General features: G+C 46.5%; 14 protein-coding genes and 1 pseudogene. 2 read left to right on the plus strand and 13 right to left on the minus strand.

The window, feature by feature from the left end; all coding sequences use genetic code 11:
* Positions 1-49 precede the first annotated feature (49 nt).
* The gene (locus tag G633_RS0110935; RefSeq protein ID WP_026519946.1) at positions 50-535 is read right to left on the minus strand and encodes a hypothetical protein; all 486 of its coding nucleotides are present in this window, start codon (positions 533-535) and stop codon (positions 50-52) included.
* A gap of 105 nt (positions 536-640) precedes the next feature.
* On the opposite strand from G633_RS0110935, the gene G633_RS0110940 reads away from it, so the two are divergent.
* Positions 641-1,117: a pyridoxamine 5'-phosphate oxidase family protein gene (locus G633_RS0110940; protein ID WP_026519947.1), complete on the plus strand. Its 477-nt coding sequence runs from the start codon at positions 641-643 to the stop codon at positions 1,115-1,117.
* Between the two features lie 370 nt (positions 1,118-1,487).
* Here G633_RS0110940 and G633_RS0110945 read toward each other — a convergent pair whose 3' ends face one another.
* From G633_RS0110945 to G633_RS0110995, 11 genes and pseudogenes are all read right to left on the minus strand, one after another.
* Complete coding sequence (locus tag G633_RS0110945) at positions 1,488-2,246, minus strand: J domain-containing protein (protein ID WP_026519948.1); 759 nt, start codon at positions 2,244-2,246, stop codon at positions 1,488-1,490.
* Positions 2,247-2,278: 32 nt separating this feature from the next.
* Complete coding sequence (locus G633_RS0110950; RefSeq protein ID WP_026519949.1) at positions 2,279-3,109, minus strand: deoxyribonuclease IV; 831 nt, start codon at positions 3,107-3,109, stop codon at positions 2,279-2,281.
* Between the two features lie 107 nt (positions 3,110-3,216).
* Positions 3,217-4,827 (minus strand): sensor domain-containing diguanylate cyclase, encoded by a 1,611-nt coding sequence (locus G633_RS0110955; protein ID WP_026519950.1) that lies wholly within the window; start codon positions 4,825-4,827, stop codon positions 3,217-3,219.
* A 128-nt stretch (positions 4,828-4,955) separates the two neighbouring features.
* A complete protein-coding gene (locus tag G633_RS0110960; RefSeq protein WP_026519951.1) occupies positions 4,956-5,693 on the minus strand; it encodes a YwaF family protein in 738 nt (245 codons plus the stop codon).
* A 171-nt stretch (positions 5,694-5,864) separates the two neighbouring features.
* On the minus strand, positions 5,865-14,108 hold the full coding sequence (locus G633_RS19360; RefSeq protein WP_051200123.1) for a rhamnogalacturonan lyase family protein: 8,244 nt from the start codon (positions 14,106-14,108) through the stop codon (positions 5,865-5,867).
* Positions 14,109-14,425: 317 nt separating this feature from the next.
* On the minus strand, positions 14,426-15,739 hold the full coding sequence (locus G633_RS0110970; RefSeq protein ID WP_026519952.1) for a diguanylate cyclase domain-containing protein: 1,314 nt from the start codon (positions 15,737-15,739) through the stop codon (positions 14,426-14,428).
* Positions 15,740-15,866: 127 nt separating this feature from the next.
* Positions 15,867-16,241, minus strand: a complete 375-nt coding sequence (locus G633_RS0110975; protein ID WP_026519953.1) for a YccF domain-containing protein — start codon at positions 16,239-16,241, stop codon at positions 15,867-15,869.
* Positions 16,242-16,504: 263 nt separating this feature from the next.
* Positions 16,505-16,702, minus strand: a complete 198-nt coding sequence (locus tag G633_RS0110980) for a hypothetical protein (RefSeq protein WP_026519954.1) — start codon at positions 16,700-16,702, stop codon at positions 16,505-16,507.
* A 15-nt stretch (positions 16,703-16,717) separates the two neighbouring features.
* Positions 16,718-16,945 (minus strand): hypothetical protein, encoded by a 228-nt coding sequence (locus tag G633_RS0110985; protein WP_022770378.1) that lies wholly within the window; start codon positions 16,943-16,945, stop codon positions 16,718-16,720.
* 57 nt (positions 16,946-17,002) lie between these two features.
* Positions 17,003-17,323 (minus strand): annotated as a pseudogene (locus G633_RS0110990) (carboxymuconolactone decarboxylase family protein); the annotation flags it as partial.
* 1 nt (position 17,324) lies between these two features.
* Positions 17,325-18,350 (minus strand): aldo/keto reductase, encoded by a 1,026-nt coding sequence (locus G633_RS0110995; RefSeq protein WP_026519956.1) that lies wholly within the window; start codon positions 18,348-18,350, stop codon positions 17,325-17,327.
* A gap of 191 nt (positions 18,351-18,541) precedes the next feature.
* Here G633_RS0110995 and G633_RS0111000 point away from each other — a divergent pair, with 191 nt between their 5' ends.
* Complete coding sequence (locus G633_RS0111000; RefSeq protein WP_026519957.1) at positions 18,542-19,480, plus strand: succinylglutamate desuccinylase/aspartoacylase family protein; 939 nt, start codon at positions 18,542-18,544, stop codon at positions 19,478-19,480.
* 36 nt (positions 19,481-19,516) lie between these two features.
* Here the strand turns inward: G633_RS0111000 and G633_RS0111005 are convergent, their stop codons facing one another.
* On the minus strand, positions 19,517-20,257 hold the full coding sequence (locus G633_RS0111005; protein WP_207638108.1) for a DUF4198 domain-containing protein: 741 nt from the start codon (positions 20,255-20,257) through the stop codon (positions 19,517-19,519).
* Between the last annotated feature and the right edge of the window lie 4 nt (positions 20,258-20,261).

The raw sequence follows: 20,261 nt of genomic DNA on the forward strand, positions 1-20,261 counted from the left end.
TTCTTTTTGAATACTACACAAAGTAAACTTATTGATACTCTAGCATCATTTAATCATCTAGATGCTCCATGAAGATCATTGGGTGAGCGGTGCAGAACGGAGTCTGCGCCATGTATTTTCCTAAGGTGTCATCGTTGTCGTCCATGAGGACTACGGATTCAGGTGAAATGCCCGGAAAAAGCTCTTTTACCTTGTTAATGACGATCTGGGGCTTCTCGGCGGCTTCCAGGGTGTAGAAGCAATGGTCGGCAGGGATCCCGTAGAGGCGTTCCACCATCTCCGACTTCCATGCTTCATGGCCGTGGGGTTCCCTTGATATGCAAAAGAGCCTTTCCACATCGTGACCTTTGATGTAGCTGTACAGGGGCTCGAGCCTCTTGCAGTCAGCGTATATGTTCACGGCGCGGAACTCCGGTGTGCCATCCAGCTCGTGATGAGCATGGTGGCGGCCGTAGTTGTAGCTGGTCAGAGTGCCGTCGATGTCGAAGAATACTACTGTTTCGGGTTTATGAAGGATTTCCCAGATTTCACTCATATTGAATGTTTCTCCTGATTTATGGTTTTTGCTTTAAACTTATTATAGCAAAGTAGATATGGTAAAATGAAATCTGAGTTTTGGAACTGAAATGAGGAGGAAACTATGTTCAGAAAAATGAGAAGATTTGCTCAGCAAATATCTGATGAGAAATGTATAGAAATCCTGAAGAATGAGCCAAGGGGCGTGCTCTCGGTTCTTGGAGATGATGGCTATCCATACGGAATTGTGCTTGATCACTGGTACTGTGAGGAAGATGGAAAGCTCTACTTCCATGGTGCCAAGGAAGGGCACAAGCTCGATGCCATCAAGGCCTGCGACAAGGTCAGCTACTGCGTGCATGATGAAGGCTATCGCAAAGAAGGCGAGTGGGCGCTGAACATCAACAGTGTTGTTATCTTCGGCCGCATGAAGCTTGTAGAAGATTCTGAAAAGGCCAGAGAAATCTGCACTCATCTATGCAGAAAGTTCACTGATGATGAAGAATATCTTCAAAAAGAGCTGAAAAATGCCCTGCCACGTGTCCAGTGCCTTGAGCTGACACCGGAGCATATGACAGGGAAACTTGTTAACGAGTCATAAGTGCATCACAAGCCTACGTATAGGGGCTTGTTGGTTGGATTTGATTTTTCAAATGCATACCAAAAATTTGTATATAAAAAAATAGTTGGAAATTACAAACCTCTACTTTTGGAAAATTTGATGGCTAACGTTGTGGCTACATCACAGCTACCGGCTCCACGGTACTTTGTGATGTAGTTTTTTTGTAGTTTAGTCGCGAACCTCCAAAGTCCTTTTTGTAATTTCCAACTATTTTTTATATGGAAGTGAGTTGTGGGGGGGGTCGAAATCACGTTTCCAACCAACGTACATATATGGTCTCGATGTAATGCGACTTCGGCACGTCATAGACAGTTTTGCCGTGTCATCAAGTAAATCTCGCCTCCGTCCATCACTTTCCTTGCAATCTCTCCAGTATTCCCTCTCCATTCGAAACCGGGCTATCTGCGTAGCCCTTTGGTATTGTCAGCTCGATCGTAGCTTTCATGCGGCCAATGACGGTTCTGCGCGATTTGATCTGCGGTTTTTCTAAGAGTGGCAGTACCACGTAGTACAGCTCGTCTTCGTCAAAAGACAAAGTCTCTCCCTTCACAAACCCGGTAAAGGCATACGTTTCCGCGTCATCGTCTTCACCAATTTTCTTGCCAAGCTTACGGGCTGTGTCAGCCGGGAGGACGTATTCCTGCATCATAAGGTGGAAAATGTCTTTTACCAAATCAGGCGACATGGCGACGTCGTGATCAGTCATTGCTTCCTTGCATGCCTCCAGGACGCTCTTGGAAAAGAGCCTGAACTCTTCCATGTCAGGGTCCCAGACAAATCTTCCACAGGCCATCTTGGAAAGAGGCAACTCTTCGTCGTACATCTTGAACTGGACGTAGATGTTGCGCTCGGAAAAAGCTCTTTTGTTCTCAAAGGCATCCCAGGTAAATTCATAAGGATCGTAGCCGGGGTCGCCGTCTGATTCTCGAATCTTCCTATAAGCTTCAATGACCTGCCTTATCCTCTCGTCGTCTTCGGGGTCTCTCTCCCCGAGCGGATCTGAGTCCGGGTGGTACAGGATCAGGAGCTTCTTGTATTTGGTTTTTATGGTCCGGGGGGCGTCGGATTTGGTGGCGCCCAGGATCTTGTAGGCTTCCTTAAGTGTCATATATCAGCCATTTCTCTTTTCTTCAAATTTCATCACGCGAACCAGCTCTGTACTGTGGCGATTTCCTGGATGTAACCCTCGTCGTCGTTTGGGGTCTCGAGGATAAATGGCAGGCCTTCAAAGGCCGGATGAGTTGCAAAGCGCTTCATGCCTTCCATGCCGATGAAGCCCTGGCCGAGCTTCTCGTGGCGGTCTTTGGCTGCGCCACAGGGGTTTTTGCTGTCGTTGAAGTGAACGGCCTTCAGCTTGTCCAGGCCGATTATCTTGTCAAACTTTGTAAGGACGCCGTCAAGGTCGCCCACTATGTCGTACCCGGAGTCCCAGGTGTGGCAGGTATCAAAGCAAACGCCGAGCTTGTCCTTGAGCTCTACGCAGTCGATGATGGCCTTCAGCTCTTCAAAGTTTCTGCCGACTTCGGAGCCTTTTCCTGCCATGGTCTCCAGCAGCACTGTTGTGTGCATTTCCGGCCAGAGCACCTTGTTCAGGCCCTCGGCGATCTGCTCGATACCTGCTTCAGCGCCCTGTCCTGTATGTGAGCCGGGGTGGAAATTGTAATATTGTCCGGGAAGTGCCTCCATCTTCTCAAGGTCTTTTCCCAGCATCTCAAGGCCGTTGGCCCTGGTGTCAGCGTTGGCTGAGCACAGGTTCATGGTATAGCTGCCGTGCGCTACAAGCTTGCCAAAGCTCTTTTTACTAAGGATTTCTGACAGCGCTGCGACGTCTGCCGGGTCTGCTTCCTTGGTCTTACCTCCTCTGGGGTTTCTGGTGAACCAGGCGAAGGTATTGCCGCCAAAAGAGACCATCTGATGGCCCATGGCTTCATAGCCGTTTGTTACTGTAAGGTGACAACCGATGTATATCATTCTTAGATTTCTCCCACTGTCTGATGTAGTTTCGTTTATTATAACAAAAAACAGCCACAGATTTTTCTCTGTGGCTGTAGTTGCCTAAAATGAGTCAAAGTGAAAGACTATTCTTTTGCCTTCAGCCAGCGCTTGTTCTCGTACATCTTTACGTCTGCCAGGCGCAGGATATCGTTAAAATCAAAGCCCGTCTCTTCGGAGCTGCTCTCATAGCCCAGCGCGATTGCGATCGGCTCTGAAGGATTGTTGTTATTATATGCATTTATTTCTTCGTTCATCTGCGGAATGAGGCCAGCGACAACAGCGTCACTTTCCGGCTTTTTGATGATAACGGTGAACTCATCGCCACCTACACGATAGCACTTGCCATCTTTTCCAAATACCTTGTTGATGATTTCGGCGGCTTTCATGATATATCCGTCTCCCGCCAGATGTCCTTTGGTGTCGTTGACTTCCTTCAGGTTGTTCAGATCCATGGAGATAATGCTATAACTCTTTTCCCCGGAAAGCTTCTTTAAGTCGTGGTTGAACGCGGTCCTGTTGGCAAGACCGGTTATGGGGTCAGTGTTGGCGAGCTTCTTGTAGTACTCTGCCCTTCTGCCTTTCTCGATGTCTTTCAGGGAATCGATGATGTTTCTGTTAGCGAGTAGGACTATGTAGCCAAGGATCAGGACACGCCCCCAGACGTCGTTCTGGATGCGCACGCCGGTCCAGTAATAAGCGATCTCAAGGCCCGCGACGGCGATGAGGACCAGCATCGAGGCGGCGTTGAAAATGGCCATGCTGTCTTTTTCTTTTTTGTGGTTCATCAGCGTGATTATGGCAGCTGCAACTACATAGATGATGGAGATTGCCCAGGTCAGGTGGGTTACGATGACCGACTGCTTGAGGTCCATGACGCCGGTGAGGGCAAGGACCATTACCACTACGAAATCAAGAAGTGAGAGGCAGATTGGGATCCTGTAAATGAATTTATCATTTTTCCATAAAACGGCGCGGATGTACATGACATAAGGCACGGGGATAAAGATAAGGATCAGGAAGGCGAAGACTCCTGCCAGCGCGCGATTGTTCAGAAGGACAACCATGGCGTTGGTCTCTCCTGCGGACCAAAGACCTATCAGGACAGCTGTTAAGCCGATATAGACGATCCTGGGTTTTCCGGGAGTAATGCGCCAAATAATATAGGAATATGCGATCATGATAAGTCCAAAGAGCACATCCAGTATTGAAGTAATGAGTACGGGTGTGGAGCCAGCTATGAGTGACGACCTGAGGTTATAGTAATCTCCCGCCGTGAATTCCGACGTTATCGTCGGGGCATAGCTGTCATATACGGATTTGAGTTTGACGGTCAGAGTAGCATCTACATCGGGCACGCGAACAAAATGCCAGGCATTTCCGTTGGAGCGCAGGAACGTCGAGCGGACGCCGATGCTCTCATAAATAATGGATTCGCGTGAATAGACCCGGACATCATTGAATCCGGATGTAAAAGAAAGGCATCCTCCGGCTGCAATGATCTCGGAGGTATCAAATGTAAGCACGCGTGTGCCTGTTTCGTCTATGCTGTCGGTGATCGGAGTCAGCACGACTTTAGTGTCTTTTGGGTACATGCTGATCCGGTTCTGCGCACCACCATTAAAGGCATACACTGCTACAATGATGCATGCCACTGCCAGGAACAGGGTATAGATCCGGAGAATGTGTTTATCCATATCGACCTCGGTCATAATTTGCGCATAATATTACACTTAATATCATATCAACAAATTATTAAATACAGATTAACGAAATATGATTTTTTTGAGCCCTAGGGACGGAGTCAAGGGATCATTTGTGAGCCCTAGGGACGGAGTCGAGGGGTCATTTTGTAGACAAGGAGAAGAACAAGGATAGTCAGGATTGCGTAGCCGATGAGGTAGCCCGGGTTTCCCATGAATGATGCCAGCCAAGATAGCGGGCTATTGGGGATTGGCCAGTTCACGAAGAAGTAGTTGCAGTTAAAGTGCTTATCGAAGAGGTAGATTGGCGGTACGACAAGGCACAGAAACAGCAGAACCCATTGGATATGCCTGATGGACGGGGATATCTCTTTTGACATAAATAGAAGCGCCGGATACAGCACCAGCAGGCCGTGCCAGAGGTAACTGTGAAGGTTTATGAAGTTCAGGACAGGGTAATAGATGGTCCAATCGGCGAAGATCAGGGCAACGAGTGATGCCGGCATGATCAGGGCATATGCGACTTCGCCGAAGTAGGCTTTGGCCCGTTTTAGGGGCAGAAACTCTCGTAAAAGAAATACGAAGATGCCGATACTGCAGACGTGGAGAGGAAGATAGCCCAGGCCGAATTTATGTATTGAGTGGAGAAAAAGGTCTTTTGCCACTTCCAGAACGAGCATGACAAGGGGAATGGCCTTCAGCACTCTTCTCTGCACCCGGCCACTCTTCTTTCTGAGAACGAATAATGCAATTGCTACCAGCGACAAAGTTACCGCGACGCTGATGAGATGAGCGGCTCCAAAGAGCGGATAGCCCATTTCCGGCGGTATATCGTCCTGCTGCATCCAGAAGTATTCCATGCTTCCATTATATTACTTCCGTGTCTGTCTTCACAGAAAAATGAGCCCTTGACTCCGTCCCCAGGGGTCAGAAATGAGCCCTTGACTCCGTCCCCGGGGCTCAGAAATGAGCCACTGACTCCGTCCCTAGGGCTCAAAAAAGCTCCCCACCGGAGTGGGGAGCTGGAAGGATTACCATCTGCCGAAGATGGATCTTTGTGCTATTAGTGCGCCTGTGGTTTCATCGAAGTGGTAGACCTTCAGGAGTATCCATACGATACCTCTCTGGACTTCACCTCCGATGGCGAAGTACTGAACTCCGTCAACTGTAAACCATCCGGTGGTTGCTTTGCCGGTCTTCTCATCGAAGTGGTACAGGATTTCTTCACCTCTTACATTGATGGTCTTAAAGCCCTTGACCATCGCGTGGGTCTGAGGATCGAAGTAATAAGTTGCCAGGAGTCCGATGAGGAATCCGTCGTGAATTGTGTAATCAAGGTTTGCATAGTACTGAGCGCCGTCTACGTTAAACCAGCCTCTTACTGCCTTACCGTTTTCGCCGAAGTAGTAGGTCTTGCCCTTTACTGTCACAAATCCGGTCTGCATTACGCCGAGGTCGTCGGCATCTTCGCTGAAGTAATACAGGGTCAGGCGGTCAGTCATAAGACCTGTCTGTGCAACGCCCTTCTTCACATAGTAGGTTCCTTCTGCCTCAGTAACGAAACCGTTCGCCAGCTTGTCACCATTCTTGTAAAAGACCTTGTTGCCTTCGGAATCTACTTCGTAGTACGCATTTACATGTACGTTGATAAGCATCACTGCTTCGTTGTAAGCATCTGTCTCTGCTGCTGTAACTGTGATGATGACATCACCTGTTGAAACAAGGTTGAGTGTTCCATCCTCAGCAACTGTTACAACCTCTTCATTTGAAGAAGCATATGTAAGTGCTCCGTCGCCTGATGTTACTGCATCAAGTACATAGTTGTTTCTTGCAAGGCTTACATTGTAGCTTGTTGTTCCTGTGATCACCTGATCTTCCTTAGGTACAACAACCTCTTTCTCACGAATGATAATCGCACCCATTCTGCTGGTTGTTGCAGAATCAAATGTGAATGTAAGCTGTCCGTCTGTAACTTCTACATCTGTAAGAACTGCCCAGTTGTATGTTCCTGCTGCATTGGAAACATTGTAGCTTACGCCCTCAACTGCTCCCTTTACATTGCTCTTGTATACTGAGTTTGAAAGAACTTCTACCTGATATGTACCGTTCTTTACATCAACCCAGAATTCCTGGCCTGCAGGAAGTGCAAAGTCTGTGTAAACATTTGCATCGAGCGCTCCCTCTACGGTAAATCCTTCTGATCTACCCTGAGTGAACTGCTCATCATCGCTGAATCCCCAGCCCTTCTCTTCGGTGTAGAAAGATCCAAGGTCTGAAAGCTTTGTTGTTCCGTTCTTAGGATTAACAACAACTTCTGTCCATCCATCAGCACTAACACCTGCTTTGATACCAAAGTCAAACTTGTAAAGTGCCTGGTAATCAACTGTAACTGTGAGGTTTGCAACAATTACGCTACCCTCGATGGTTCCTGTTGTCTTGTAGGTTCCTGCTGTACTTACATCAATACCTGTAACGTCCCATGCTACCTGAATATCCTTAACGCTGCCACTCTTATATGTAGCGCTTACTGTAGCAGGTAGCTTAGAAGCAGCATCAGCATCTCCGATAACAAGCTCTGTAAAGCTGTCTGCCACTGCCACTACATAGTCAGCAACAACATTTACTGTAAGTGTGATCTCAGCCTCTGCATCGTTCTCAACAGTTCCTGCGATCTCATAAACACCGACAACTCCTGTATCAAGTGAAGCTGTATCCCATGTTACTGCCACATCCTTGCTTGTTCCGTTGAGGAATGTTGCTGTAACGAACTCAGGCAGTTTAGCTTCCTGTCCTTCAATAACCTCAACTGCATCAAGCTGTGCATATCCTGTAGCCTTGTTTGGAACAACGGTTACTGTAACTTCTACAGGGTTTGAACCATAGCCTCTTACATTTGCATAAGCAGTGTAAGTACCAACGTTCTCGATATCAACCTCATCTGCCTCGTAGCTAACCGATACAGTCTGGGTCTTGCCTTCAGAGTCTTTTACCTTAACGGTTCCTACGTTTGCCTTGAGAAGATCTGCAACGCTCTGACCATCTGCAAGTACTGTGTCCTCAACCAGCTGCTGGTTCTGAAGTGCCTGGAGCTGATCGGCATCAATTGATGCGATTGAAACAGTTGTAAGAACTGAAAGTGGAAGTGACTTGTAACTTGTCTTGCCATCAACTACCGCTGCAACTCTGTAGAGGTAGTTTGTATTTCCTTCAACAGTCTCATCAACGTAGCTGAAGACTGTATCTGCTGAAACACCTGATCCGCTTGCAGAACCGCCCTGAGCACCGCTATGTGCAGCCTCATACTTCGCAAGTGCCTCATCATAATTTGCTGTCTTAACTTCAAATCCTGTGAAGTACATTGCTGAGTAGCCGTTCTTGGTAACTGTGTTAACCAGATTGAGCTTTCCATCCGTAACTTCTACAGTCTGTGTCTCGGAGTAAGTGATCTTATCTGTATTGCCGTGTCTGAAGTCTGCAAACTCTACTCCCTCAGCTGTGAGCTTCTGGTAGGAAGCACCTGATCCGTTGTAGATGTACTGTGTTACTTCATAGCTTCCGTTTGGAACATCAACAACAAATTCGCAGTTTCCGTTTGCGATCCATACAAGAGCTGAGTCGTAGTAAAGATCGCTCTCTTCGCTCTCAAGTGCTGCATAAGTCTTATTTGAAATTGAAGATACATCGCTAAATCCATAGCCGAGATCTTCGCTGTACTCTGTAGCTGCAGATACTGCTGTCCATCCGTCCTGAGTATTTCCTGCGCCGAAGTCGAACTTGTAATCAACAGGCTTTGTAACTTCTGCCGCATCGCCCGAACCTGAACCTGAGCCGTCATCACTCTTTGCCACCTGATCAAGCTCAGCAACATCCTTAGACGCAATCAGCTCGTACTCACCGGCATTTCCGTCATCATCAGCCTTAGCTCTGTAGATCTCATATCCTGTGATCTCGTGTCCGTAAAGCGCACCGTCATTTGCAGGTGTGAACTGAACTTCAACAGATGAAGAACTAATCTCTCCTGCTAAAAGACCTGCTGTAATAAGTCCGTTTGATACAAGGAAGCTTGTGTGTGCAGGCTGGTTATATCCAACGTTCTGCCATGCAACGCCCTCTCTGTAAGCAAGGTCTGTTAAAAGACATGGAATCACATATTCAGTCTGAATAGTAGTCGAGTATACTCTGATCCTGCTGCTGTCTGCAGAACATCTTGCGATGATCTCTTCTCTCCAGTCGCCGAGGATATCTGCTACAAGTCCGAGATTTCCCTTGGTTCCGTTACTTGTAAGAACCTCGCTTGACTCAAAGAGATTTACGTTTGCGCCGTTCTCGTAATCCCACTTCTCAATGGTTGTTGTAAGAGGAGCATAAGCGCCTGAATCAAAGGTGTGATCCTGCATCTCTGCAAGGAGGTCGCCATCCCAGTAAATTGAGAAGTTACTTGGAGGTGTTGCGCCTTCATTGACGGTGATCATTGAACTTCCTGATGCGTCAGATGAGTCGTAAATTCCTGAAAGTGATGAGAATACGTTTGCTGTTCTTGTATCCCATGAAGGCTCGTCAGATCCTGTGTATGCAGGATTTGCGATTGACCAGTACTCTGCGCCTTCGTATCTCGGGTCGATATCTGATGCAACGCCACGGCCTGTATCTTTTCCTGTGTAGTAACCTGTGAGAACCTCACCTGTCTCTGCGTCGTGGATCTCTACATGGTATGCAGCATTGTCATGCTCGTGCACATCCATTACTTCAAGTCCGGATCTGCTTGGAATCCAGTCACCAACGTGCTCTGCATCGCCGTGTCCAAGTCCTGTGCTGTAAAGAACCGATCCGTCATTATCTACTGTAAGTGAACCGTAGATGATCTCGTCGCATCCGTCGCCGTCAACATCGTTTACAGCAAGTGCGTGGTTACCCTGTCCCTCGTACTGTGCTCCGGCATTTAATGTGTCGAACTGCCAGTAAACACCGATTGACTGTGTGCCGTCATCAGCAGTTGAAAGGTAGTATGCTGTGAGGCATGTTCTTGTGTAGTAACCTCTTGCGAATACTGCAAAAGGAGTTGTTCCGTTGAGATAAGCTGTTCCTGAGAGGAATCTGTCTACTCTGTTTCCATAGCCATCGCCCCATGCAGATACAGAGCCTCTTCCGGGCAGGTACTCAACAGTGTCGATGATAGTTCCGTCTTCGCCGTTGAACATTGAGAAATACTCAGGTCCATCAAGGACATATCCTGAAGAATTTCTGTAGTCATTCTCAGTAGAAATAGTAGCTGTATCAAGCTCTGCCATGCTGCAGGCACCGACAAATCCTGTCTCATTAAGGTTAGCATCGTAAGTTGTTGTTCCGTCAGCAGTCTTAACAGCGATCTCTGCTGCTCCGTCTGCATCATAGTCCCAAACCTGGAACTGTGTATAGTGCGCACCGGATCTGATGTTGATACCAAGATCGATCCTCCACATCAGAGTAGCGCTTCCGGTTGCAAAGTCGATGTCATAAGCATCGAGGAAGGTTGTTCCTGTGTAGCCTGAGCCCGAATTGTCTTTTGCATTGCTCGGATACCACTTAACGATGAGCTCAAGATCGCCATCGCCGTTGAGGTCGCCCACTGACATATCGTTAGCTGTATAAGATGCTGATGTTCCATCAGGCATTGTCTGGTCTGAAGGTCTGTTAAGTTGGAACTCCTGATACTGGTTGTTCCAAACTGCTGTTGAAACTGCGGAAAGCCCAAGTGAAGCATCGTTTGAACCAACAACTGTATATGTATCGGATGCGCTTCCGCCCTCATCCACGCAGTTGGTAACCTTAAGGCCTTCTGCAATGGCTGCGCCATTTCTATATACGGTAAAAGAGCTTGTGACATTGCCGTTACCATCGAGGTCGCCTGCAAATGCTCTCCAGCTAAGGTATACACCGCTTGTGATCTCATTGCCCTCAGCATCTGTTGCGCTTACCTTGGTCTCTGCGCCAGCTCCGCCTGCGAGATTGATGGCAACCAGTGCTCTTGATGAGTAGTGCTCAAGTCCGCCTGCCACCAGGTTTCCTGCAACAGGTGTGATGCAGCCGACTGACATCTCACTGAGTCCGCCTGCGTTAAGAGCTGCAACCTTGTAGTAATAATGAATGTTTGTGTAAACTGTATCATCTGTATAAACAGGGCTCTTTGTCTCGCCTATCTTCTCATAGCCCTTGAATGCCTTGTCGCTCTCAGGCTTCTGTGAACGGTAAACGATGTACTTGATAACGCCCCCTTCTGTGGCATTTGCATCCCACTTAAGGTCAACATAATGCTGAAGTTCTGTCTGTCCTGCCTCAGGGCTTGTGCATACAAGATTAAGAGGAGCTGAAGGAACTGCTACGCTCTCATCAAGCATTGACTGTGTAACCACGTTACTTGCAGGTGACTCTGTATCCTCTGAGTTTGTGCAGGTCATGTAGTAGCTGTAGGTCTCGCCCAGGTCTGCTACCATTGCTCTGCAGTCAAGCTCGCTGTCAAGGAGCTCCTGTGCTGTGAAGGTCTTAGCTACGCTAAACTCTGCGTCGCTCTCTGACTTCTGGTAAACTGTGTAGCTCACTGCATCATCAACTGTTCCGAAGGATAACAGGAAGTTTGCTGTTGTTGCAGTAAAGCTCAGCTCAGTGATCGTAAGGTTTGAAGGAGCTGTAAGAAGGCTTGTGATCGTCATACCGTTGATGTAGTTATTTGTTCCGCCAACGGTGATGTTGAGCTGGCCATCAGTTACAGCCACTGTGCCTGTGCAGCTTGCGAGAGCCTGTTTGGTTGCTATTGAGCCAAAAGACACTCCTTCTGCATTGTAAGCTACTTTAATAGTGCTGGTTCCGGGAAGAAGGTCACATGCGTAAATTGTAACTTCGTAGGAACCGTTTGGAAGATCTACAGCAAATTCTCCGCCGCCAAGGTTGAAGTCATCAGCCATAGCAGAAGAATCTTTGTTTCCGTTGCCATTTCTGTTTCTTCCGTTTCCTGGAGCTGTGATCCAGCCATAGCCCTTAGCTGCATCATAGGCCTGATCCTGGTTAACGCCTGTCCATCCCTCCATTGTGGGAGAGTTATTGTAGTTAAAGTCGAACTTAAGGCCTGCTTCCTTGGTTGATACTGCGATCACATCGGAGAGCTCACCTGTTCCGAAGCTGTTCCATGCTGCTACAGCGTAAACATAAGTAATTCCTGAGTTGCAGCCTGAATCAGTATATTTTGTCTTCGTTGAAACCGAATACTTTGTTGCATTACTGAAATCTACATCAGCTACTGTCTGTCCGTCCTCAAGCTCTGCGCGGTAAATGTAGTACATCTCTGCGCCGGTTGCCTGTGTCCAGGACAGTGAAACGCTTGTTGATCCCACAGAAGTGCTCTCAAGGTCAAGCACCTTCTCAGGAGCCTCTGTTGAAGCATCTATTGAAACCAGCTCAGCAAGAGAATCGAGCTGATCGTTAAAGCCAAGTGCGTAATCATTATCTTCTTCGTTTGCGAAATCAAGGATTCCCTGAGCTACCGCCTGAGAGAACTTGAATGCGCCGTACCACTGAAGGTGAGTTGCATCGGAAGATCCGCCTGTATATGCACCTTCTGTGTAATCCCCTGCTTCTACTCCGCACAGGAAAAGAGATTTTGCACCCTCTGCGCCGAAGTCCTCGCAGATGTCACCTGAACGAGCTGTCAGGTCGATAAGAGGAATGTCGTGTTCATTGGCAAGTGAGATCATAACCTGACGGTATGCCTCGAAATTGCTTGACCAGGTAACTGTTCCGTCGCCGTTATCTGTGTAGCTGTATCTTGCAACAGGTGTTACAAGTACAGGTGTTGCACCTCTCTGATAAGCTCCGTCAACGTACTGCATGATGTAATCGCCAAAGTCGCTGCTTGATACGTAACGGTTAGGTCTTGAGTAGGTGGCATCATTGTGTCCCCACTGAATAAAGAGGTAGTCACCCTGCTTGATATCTTCAAGGATATCTTCGAGCTTACCCTCCTGGATAAAGCTGCTTGAAGAACGTCCGCCGATGGCTCTGTTCTCAACGATGACATTTGCTGTCTCATAAACCTGAGCCTGTGAGAAGTCAGCATCATCAGCTTCTCTCTCTTCAACAAACTCACCGAACCAGTCAGAGAATACCTGGCCCCATCCTGTCTGAGGATAGTAGTAAGCATCGTAGGTCTGAACTGTTGAATCGGAAGCGATGTAAAGAGTTGGCTTTGAGCCTGCTTCCTGTGTCTTAAGTCTTGTGATCTTAACCTCTGAAACATATACATTGTTTGTTCCTGCATCGCTTATTGATGTTGCTGAGCTTGCTGCGAGGAACTTAAGGTTCAGCTGTGAGTCAACCAGGTTTGTCTGGAAGGACACTGTTGCTGAAGATCCGCCTCCGACTGTTATTCCGCTCTCCTGTGTGATGTCCTCTGCCTCGAGGTATGCAGAATAGCTTGAATCTGTTGGGTTTGTAAGTGTAACCTCGACCTCGTAGTCCGCATTGTAGAGGTCTACATTAAAGGTTGATGTGTTCTCATATGTGTAAACGCCGTAGCCTGTGCTCTCTGTCTCGGTCCAAACCTTGCTTGAGATTCCAAGATATGAGTCCTCATCAGTTACATGGCTAGCGCTGTCTTCAGTAACATTTGCTACTCTCGGATAGTAAACATTTCCTGACCAGCCCACCGGGTCTGTATCAAAGTCGACATCGCTAAATCCATATCCCGTCTCCTCTGAGTAAACGCTCTCAGATGAGATCCCGTTATCTGTTCCAAACAGGAAGTCAGCAACTACTGTATCTTCAACGAAGTTTTCATATCCGTCGTCGCCCTGCTCAACTGTAGCAGGTGTAGGTGCCAAGCCAAGAAGCCTTACTGCAGACTTCGCTTTTTCCTTAGCAAGGTCGTCATCTGTAGCTTCTGTACTAGCGGAGTCAGCAGCGTCTGCTTCTTCCTCTGTTTCTTCGTCTGTTTCTTCATCTGTCTCTTCCTCGCTGTCATCTTCTGCCGCTGCATCTTCGTTTGTGCTTCCCGAGCCTGCTGACGCTTCGTCAAAAGAGCTCTCGGATGAGCCATCAGCTGCTGCCGAGCTCTCTTCTGATGAGGCATCGCTTGCTGCATCTAAGCTTTCTTCTGAAGAAGCTGCTACGCTGCTCTCTAAGGAAGATGCCTCTTCGGCCGCATAGGACTTAACAGTCGAATATGCAAATACGCTTGAAACTGTCAGTGAAATACTTGTCGCAAACGCAATTGCCCTGACGAGACCGTTTTTTCTCTGGTTCCCCATTTCGTTTTCCCTCCTCTAAGTCCGTCACGCCCCCGCAGTATTACTGCAAATTTACGAAATATGCCCTTTTCGCCCCGGATATTTACGCAAATAGTGACAAACTTTATTATATTTTGTTAAAGATTTTATAAATTATTCATATACACAGCAATTCATTTACCTGCTTTCACTATGCAAATTCAACCTTTTTACCGCGCAAAAAAATACCCTTACCCGGAATAAATGAGCCCTTGACTCCGTCCCTAGGGCTCAAAAAAATGAGCCCCTGACTCCGTCCCTGGGGCTCAAAAATACCCGGATAAGGGTATTTAAATTTTTCAGTTTCTCTTCATTCTGCGATCTTCATGAGTCTTGTAAAACTGCTGTTTATCTGCATACATGGCATTATCCGCCCTGTGGAATACATCCGAATAATTCCTGTCTATCTTAGGATCATAGGTTGCATATCCGATGGAAATCTTGTTGGTCAAAAGCTCTTTTACCTTAAGTATCTTCTCTGAAGGATCCGGGTCATCCAGGATAGCCACGAATTCATCGCCGCCAACCCTATATATCCTGTTACCTCCGAATACCTGAAGAATCTCTTTTGACACCTCAATGATAAGCTTATCGCCCTGGTCATGACCAAAGTCGTCGTTGATCATCTTGAGCTGATTGATATCAAACACGATTACCGAAAATACCAGCTCGGGGTTACTGATTATCTTATCTTCAAGAATCTGCAGATACTCCATATAAGAGTTTCTGTTATTTACTCCAGTAAGGACGTCGATGTAGGCGTGAGATCTGATGACCTCTATCTGGTTCGTCAGTCTCATCTGCATGATAACGATCTTCTCCTCAAGGAGTTTGACCGAATCATTCACGCTCTTATCCGAGTCTGTATCTGAGAGAGCAAAATATCCAAAGTCATCTTCGCTGGAATCAACCTCTTTTACCAGAGTCTCAATGCCGTTTGAAAGATCGTTCATCTTATCTACAAGAGCAATAAAGAATTTGTTGTACTGCCCTGTGATCATGACAGCCAAGAAAATACCGACAATAAGCGCCGCGGAAATAAAGGCGACAATAATGTAAAAGAGCTGCCTGATCCTTTGATCATACCAGTCAGTACTAAAATCCGCAGCCACAATACCTGCCACATTGCCCTTTGAGTCAAACACAGGTGAATAGGAGCTGTAGAACTCGCCCCATTCATCCGCATAAGGAATTTCATCTACACCTGCTGTTCCCTTGCTGGCATTGTACAAAGCATCTGTATAGACGATAGGAGAACCGAATTCCCCCGGATCCTCAATGGTAGGGTCAACACCAAAGACAAACTCTTTTTCACTGACCTGTATAATGCAGTAGATGTAAGAGAGCTCAATGTTATCCTGGAAATACGTGAGGGTCTTCATGACGCTATTATATTCCGGAGAGCCATAGTCATCAGCCGTTATCTTCGCAAGCTCATCGCCGTTTAACATAGCTGCTGCCGTGTTGGATATATCCAGCATACGCTCGTTGATCTGCGTTCTGAGGGCATTTATTGCCACTCTGCTAAGGGCAAAACCAAAGATAACATTGAATATTACCAGTCCAATGCATATAAGGATCGTATATTTAGTTGCACGATCAAGTTTCTTCATGCAACTATTTTACTACTTTTCCGCTTATCATTGTAGAATAAACCGTAAGTTCTTGTTCAAGATCGTGAAGTCGTTCAATCTTTCTGTGCTTGTTGGTCTCTTCATCGTTTTCCCCCTCGTTTATGAATCAGAGATATTTTGTTCTTACAACCTTGGTGCCAAATGGGAAAAGAGCCAGTTTCGCAATTTTAAAGAACTGCTTTCCGAAAGGAATTCCCACAATTGTTACGCACAAAATGCATCCGAGAACCGCATTTGTGATCGCAAGCTCGATGCCAGAAAAGCATATCCACAGAATATTTAAGAGGAATGAAACAGCTCCGCCCTCATCCACGATCTCTTTTCCGAAAGGATTCAAAGAGATTGATGAAAGCTTAAAGCACTGGATACCCACAGGAATTCCGACTACGGTAATGCACCATAAAATTCCTGCAAGCCACCATCCTATTGCACTGAAAAGTCCTCCAAAGATAATCCACAAAATGTTTCCTAAAATTCTCATGATGTCCCTCCTGACAATTGCTTTTTTATCATTTTCAAATCATTATTGCGCTTATATGTATGCAATTCAATTAAAATGAAATTAAATTACGATTACAATCTTATTAACGATACAAAATTGTTGTGGCATTAATCTAAAAAAATGTGAGTCAGTGGGGACGTTTCAGTTTGACTCATTTTGCGAACCAAAATGAGTCAAACTGAAACGTCCCCACTGACTCACAGAAACACCTCCATTGTCACATCATTGAACAATTTTATCAATCACTTATAATCAGCTGACACATCTAAAAAGTCCCTGTCTCCATTGATATAATCTGCGTATGCTGTCTCTGCGTCTTTTCCGCGGAAAACTTTGCAGAGTCCACACATATCGCAGTCTGCGATGCAGGGAAATCTCTCTTTTATATATGCTCTGCGCTCTTCTGCCGTAGAGCCATTTATCTCGGGTGCACTTCTCATAGGCCTTAGGTCCTCTTAGTGAATCTGTCTGTCCTGACGGTACTTCTCCATGTATTCCATGTTGATGTCGCGGATCTCTTTTTTGCCATCAATATAGTCCTGATAAATATCCCACGGACTTCCTCCGCCGAGCCAGCAGGACGAACAATTCTCGCATCCGCCTCCGCAGTCGAGGGAGTTTTTTATTATCTGTTCGCGTTCTTCTTTTGTTGTGTCTTTTATCAGGATAGATTTTCTTTCCATAAGCAATACCCTCGTGGACATGCCATGAACCTTTAATATGCCTCAGCTTTATTATTCTTTCCATATCTCTTTTGCCAGACGGAACACAGCCCATCCCTTCGGCCAGCCAACGTACATGGTGGCATGGGTGATGATGGCTGCGATCTCTTCCTTGGTAACGCCGTGTGCCTTGGCATTCTGAAGATGGTACGAAAGAGATGAATCCGTGATACCTGAAGCCATAAGTGAAACTACAGTGATGATGCATTTTGTCTTTACATCAATCGCTTCTTCATTCCAGACTTCCCCAAAAAGGACGTCGTCATTTAAGTGCGCAAACATTGGTGCAAACTCACCAAGCTGCTCTCTTCCTGCTGTCTGTACAATTTTCTCTGCCATCTTATTTCTCACCTCCTAATATTTTCTGTGCATCGCTTCTTTTATTCTGTGCCATAACACCTGCCAGGGAATGAGGAACATATGGCTCTTCAAGATACTTAAGTTCATCGTCTGAAAGCTCCAGATCCACTGCCTTTGCTGCGCCTTCGATGTGGTGAATCTTGGTTGCTCCGCACACAGGAGCTGTAACCTTGGTCAAGAGCCACGCCAGCGAAATCTCAGTCATGGTAACACCATGCTTCTCTGCAAGTTCTGCCACGCGACCTATGATCACTGCATCCTGCTCTGCTGTAGTATCATATTTAAACTTCGCATAGGTGTCCTCAGCTGCGCGCTTTGTGTCACCTTCGCCGGGTTTTCTTGAAAGTCTTCCGCTTGCCAGTGCACTGTAAGGAGTAAGTGCGATATTCTCTTCTTCACAATATGGAACCATCTCGCGTTCTTCTTCACGGAAGATAAGATTGTAATGACCCTGTATTGAAACAAATTTTGCAAAGCCCTCTTTTTCTGCGAGTGCATTAGCCTTGGCAATCTGCCATGCAAAGCAGTTTGAAATGCCGATGTATCTTGCCTTACCGGCTTTCACGATGCGGTTTAAACCATCCATAATGTCATAGAGGTCTGTATTCCAATCCCACATGTGATAGATGTAAAGATCCACATAGTCCATTCCAAGATTCTTAAGGCTTGTGTTTACCATGTTCTCGATATGCTGCTGGCCTGATATTCCTTTTTCAATTTCTTCCGGTGTTCTTGGAAGAAATTTTGTAGCAACAACTACATCTTCACGCTTTGCAAAATCCCTAAGAGCACGGCCGACGAACTGCTCACTGGTTCCGCTCTGATAAGCTATCGCGGTATCATAGAAATTAACGCCCAGATCGAGACCTCTTTTGATGATCTCTCTGGAATGCTCTTCATCAAGTGTCCAGCTGTGCTGTCCCTTTGTAGCATCGCCAAATCCCATGCAGCCCATGCAGATACGTGATACATTTAAGTCTGAATTTCCAAGTTTTGTGTATTTCATCGTCGTGCTCCTTTCTGTCTGCAAATAATTCTGCTCTCAATTTGAATTATATAGTTATTCTGACATCATGTCATGATATGTTTTGAAAGGTTCATTTTCTTAAATCACCTTGCAAACAGCAACCCCCCGGGGGGCTTGAAAGCTCATTCGACATCATGATAATCTTGGCTCTGAAGTGAGGTTTAAAAACTATGGAGAAAATAAATATAGCCGGACACGAACTTACCTCCGGCAAGACGATAAAAGATCATATACATGTCGGCGGAACTGAGATACACATTCCCCACATCATCATCTGCGGAGAAAAGCCGGGCAAAACCGTTCTTGTCACAGCCGGCATTCACAACGCAGAATATGTCGGCATTCAGGCAGCTATTGAGCTCTCTAATGAGATTTCTCCCAAAGACCTTTCAGGAAATCTTATCATCATCCCATTAGCCAACAGGTCAGGTTTTGAAAACAGAACCATGTCCCTTGTTTATGAGGATGGCAAGAATCTCAACAGAGTCTTCCCGGGAGACAAGGATGGTTCAGCCGCCGATCGCCTGGCTAGCCTTCTGTTTGATGTTTTTATCAAAAACGCTGATGCTTACATTGACCTGCATAGCGGAGACGGATACGAGACTCTTATCCCCTACGCATACTACGTGGGAGCTTCTCCTTCCAGTGATATTGCAAAAAAGATGGTAGACTGCGTAAACGCCTCCTACTGCGTAAAGAGTACCTGCACCACCGAAGGCGCCTACAACACAGCATCCATGGCCGGAATCCCCAGTGTTCTCATAGAGCGCGGTCAGTTAAGCCTGCTTCCAAAGGATGAGGTACAGGCAGACAAAGAGGATGTGCTGAACATTTTGAAATTCCTTGGTCTTATTGAAGGAGAGTACAAGACATATCCCAAGACAGAACTCAGAGAATTCAGCGATGACGCCCCATTCACCGGCTGCTGGTATCCTGAGAAAAAGGTGGGAGAGAGATTTTCAAAAGGTGATAAATTTGGTGAGATAAGGGATTACTTTGGAAGACCCCTTCACACAGCCATTGCCGATACTGACGGAGTTCTGATCCACCAGTGCTCATCTCTTAGCATAATAAAGAATGGTCCCATGGTGACCTACGGAGTAATATAAAAACAGGATGCATGTTGAATGCATCCTGTTTTCGTATTACCTTTTAACGTATGTGAATGTTGAAGCTATCTCTTTGCTGTCATAGATTCCGGGAATTCCTTCCGCCAGCGGAGTTCTTGTAACGGCCATATACACACCCTTTTTCTCCACTGAGAAGAATATCCTGCCTTCCTCATCTGTGTTCAGGATTCTCTCAAAATACTCTTTTCCATCATAGAACACAACAACCACCGTGGACCCCTTAAGCGGGAATTTGTCGTGAATAAGCTTTAAATGAAGCACGTCGGTGTCTGCTTCCCAGGGATTGGGAACGAAGCTTACTCTGGACTCATGGATAAATTCGGGAGTCCCCTTCTTATCTCCAACAGTTATGTTTGTCACATATATCTGAGGATAGTTCTTGGCGTCAAGAATATCAGGATATGTCCTTCTGTCGCCCTCATAATACACGTCTTTTTCATCTCTTACATAATTGTTGTCATAGATACACATAAGGGTATAAATGCCCTCAGAAACTGGCGTAAAGCGAAGCTCATAGTAGTCTCCCTGCTCATCGCCCGGGCCCTTTACCGGTGTTATTGATATTCTGTTGCCTTTTTCATCTGTGGCAAAGGCTCTTATCTCATCAAGGCGAAAGAATCCGTCCGGCCTCATGTGATGTCCCCACCTCATTATTCCGCAGACTTCTTCCCCCGGCTCATATACACTCTTGTCAGTGATTATCCAGGCTTCGTGGCCATATACCATCATATCTGTAGTATCAATTCCTCTTCTCATCTCA

The sequence above is a fragment of the Butyrivibrio sp. FCS006 genome (assembly GCF_000424525.1).
In the GTDB taxonomy this organism is placed as follows: Bacteria; Bacillota; Clostridia; order Lachnospirales; family Lachnospiraceae; genus Butyrivibrio.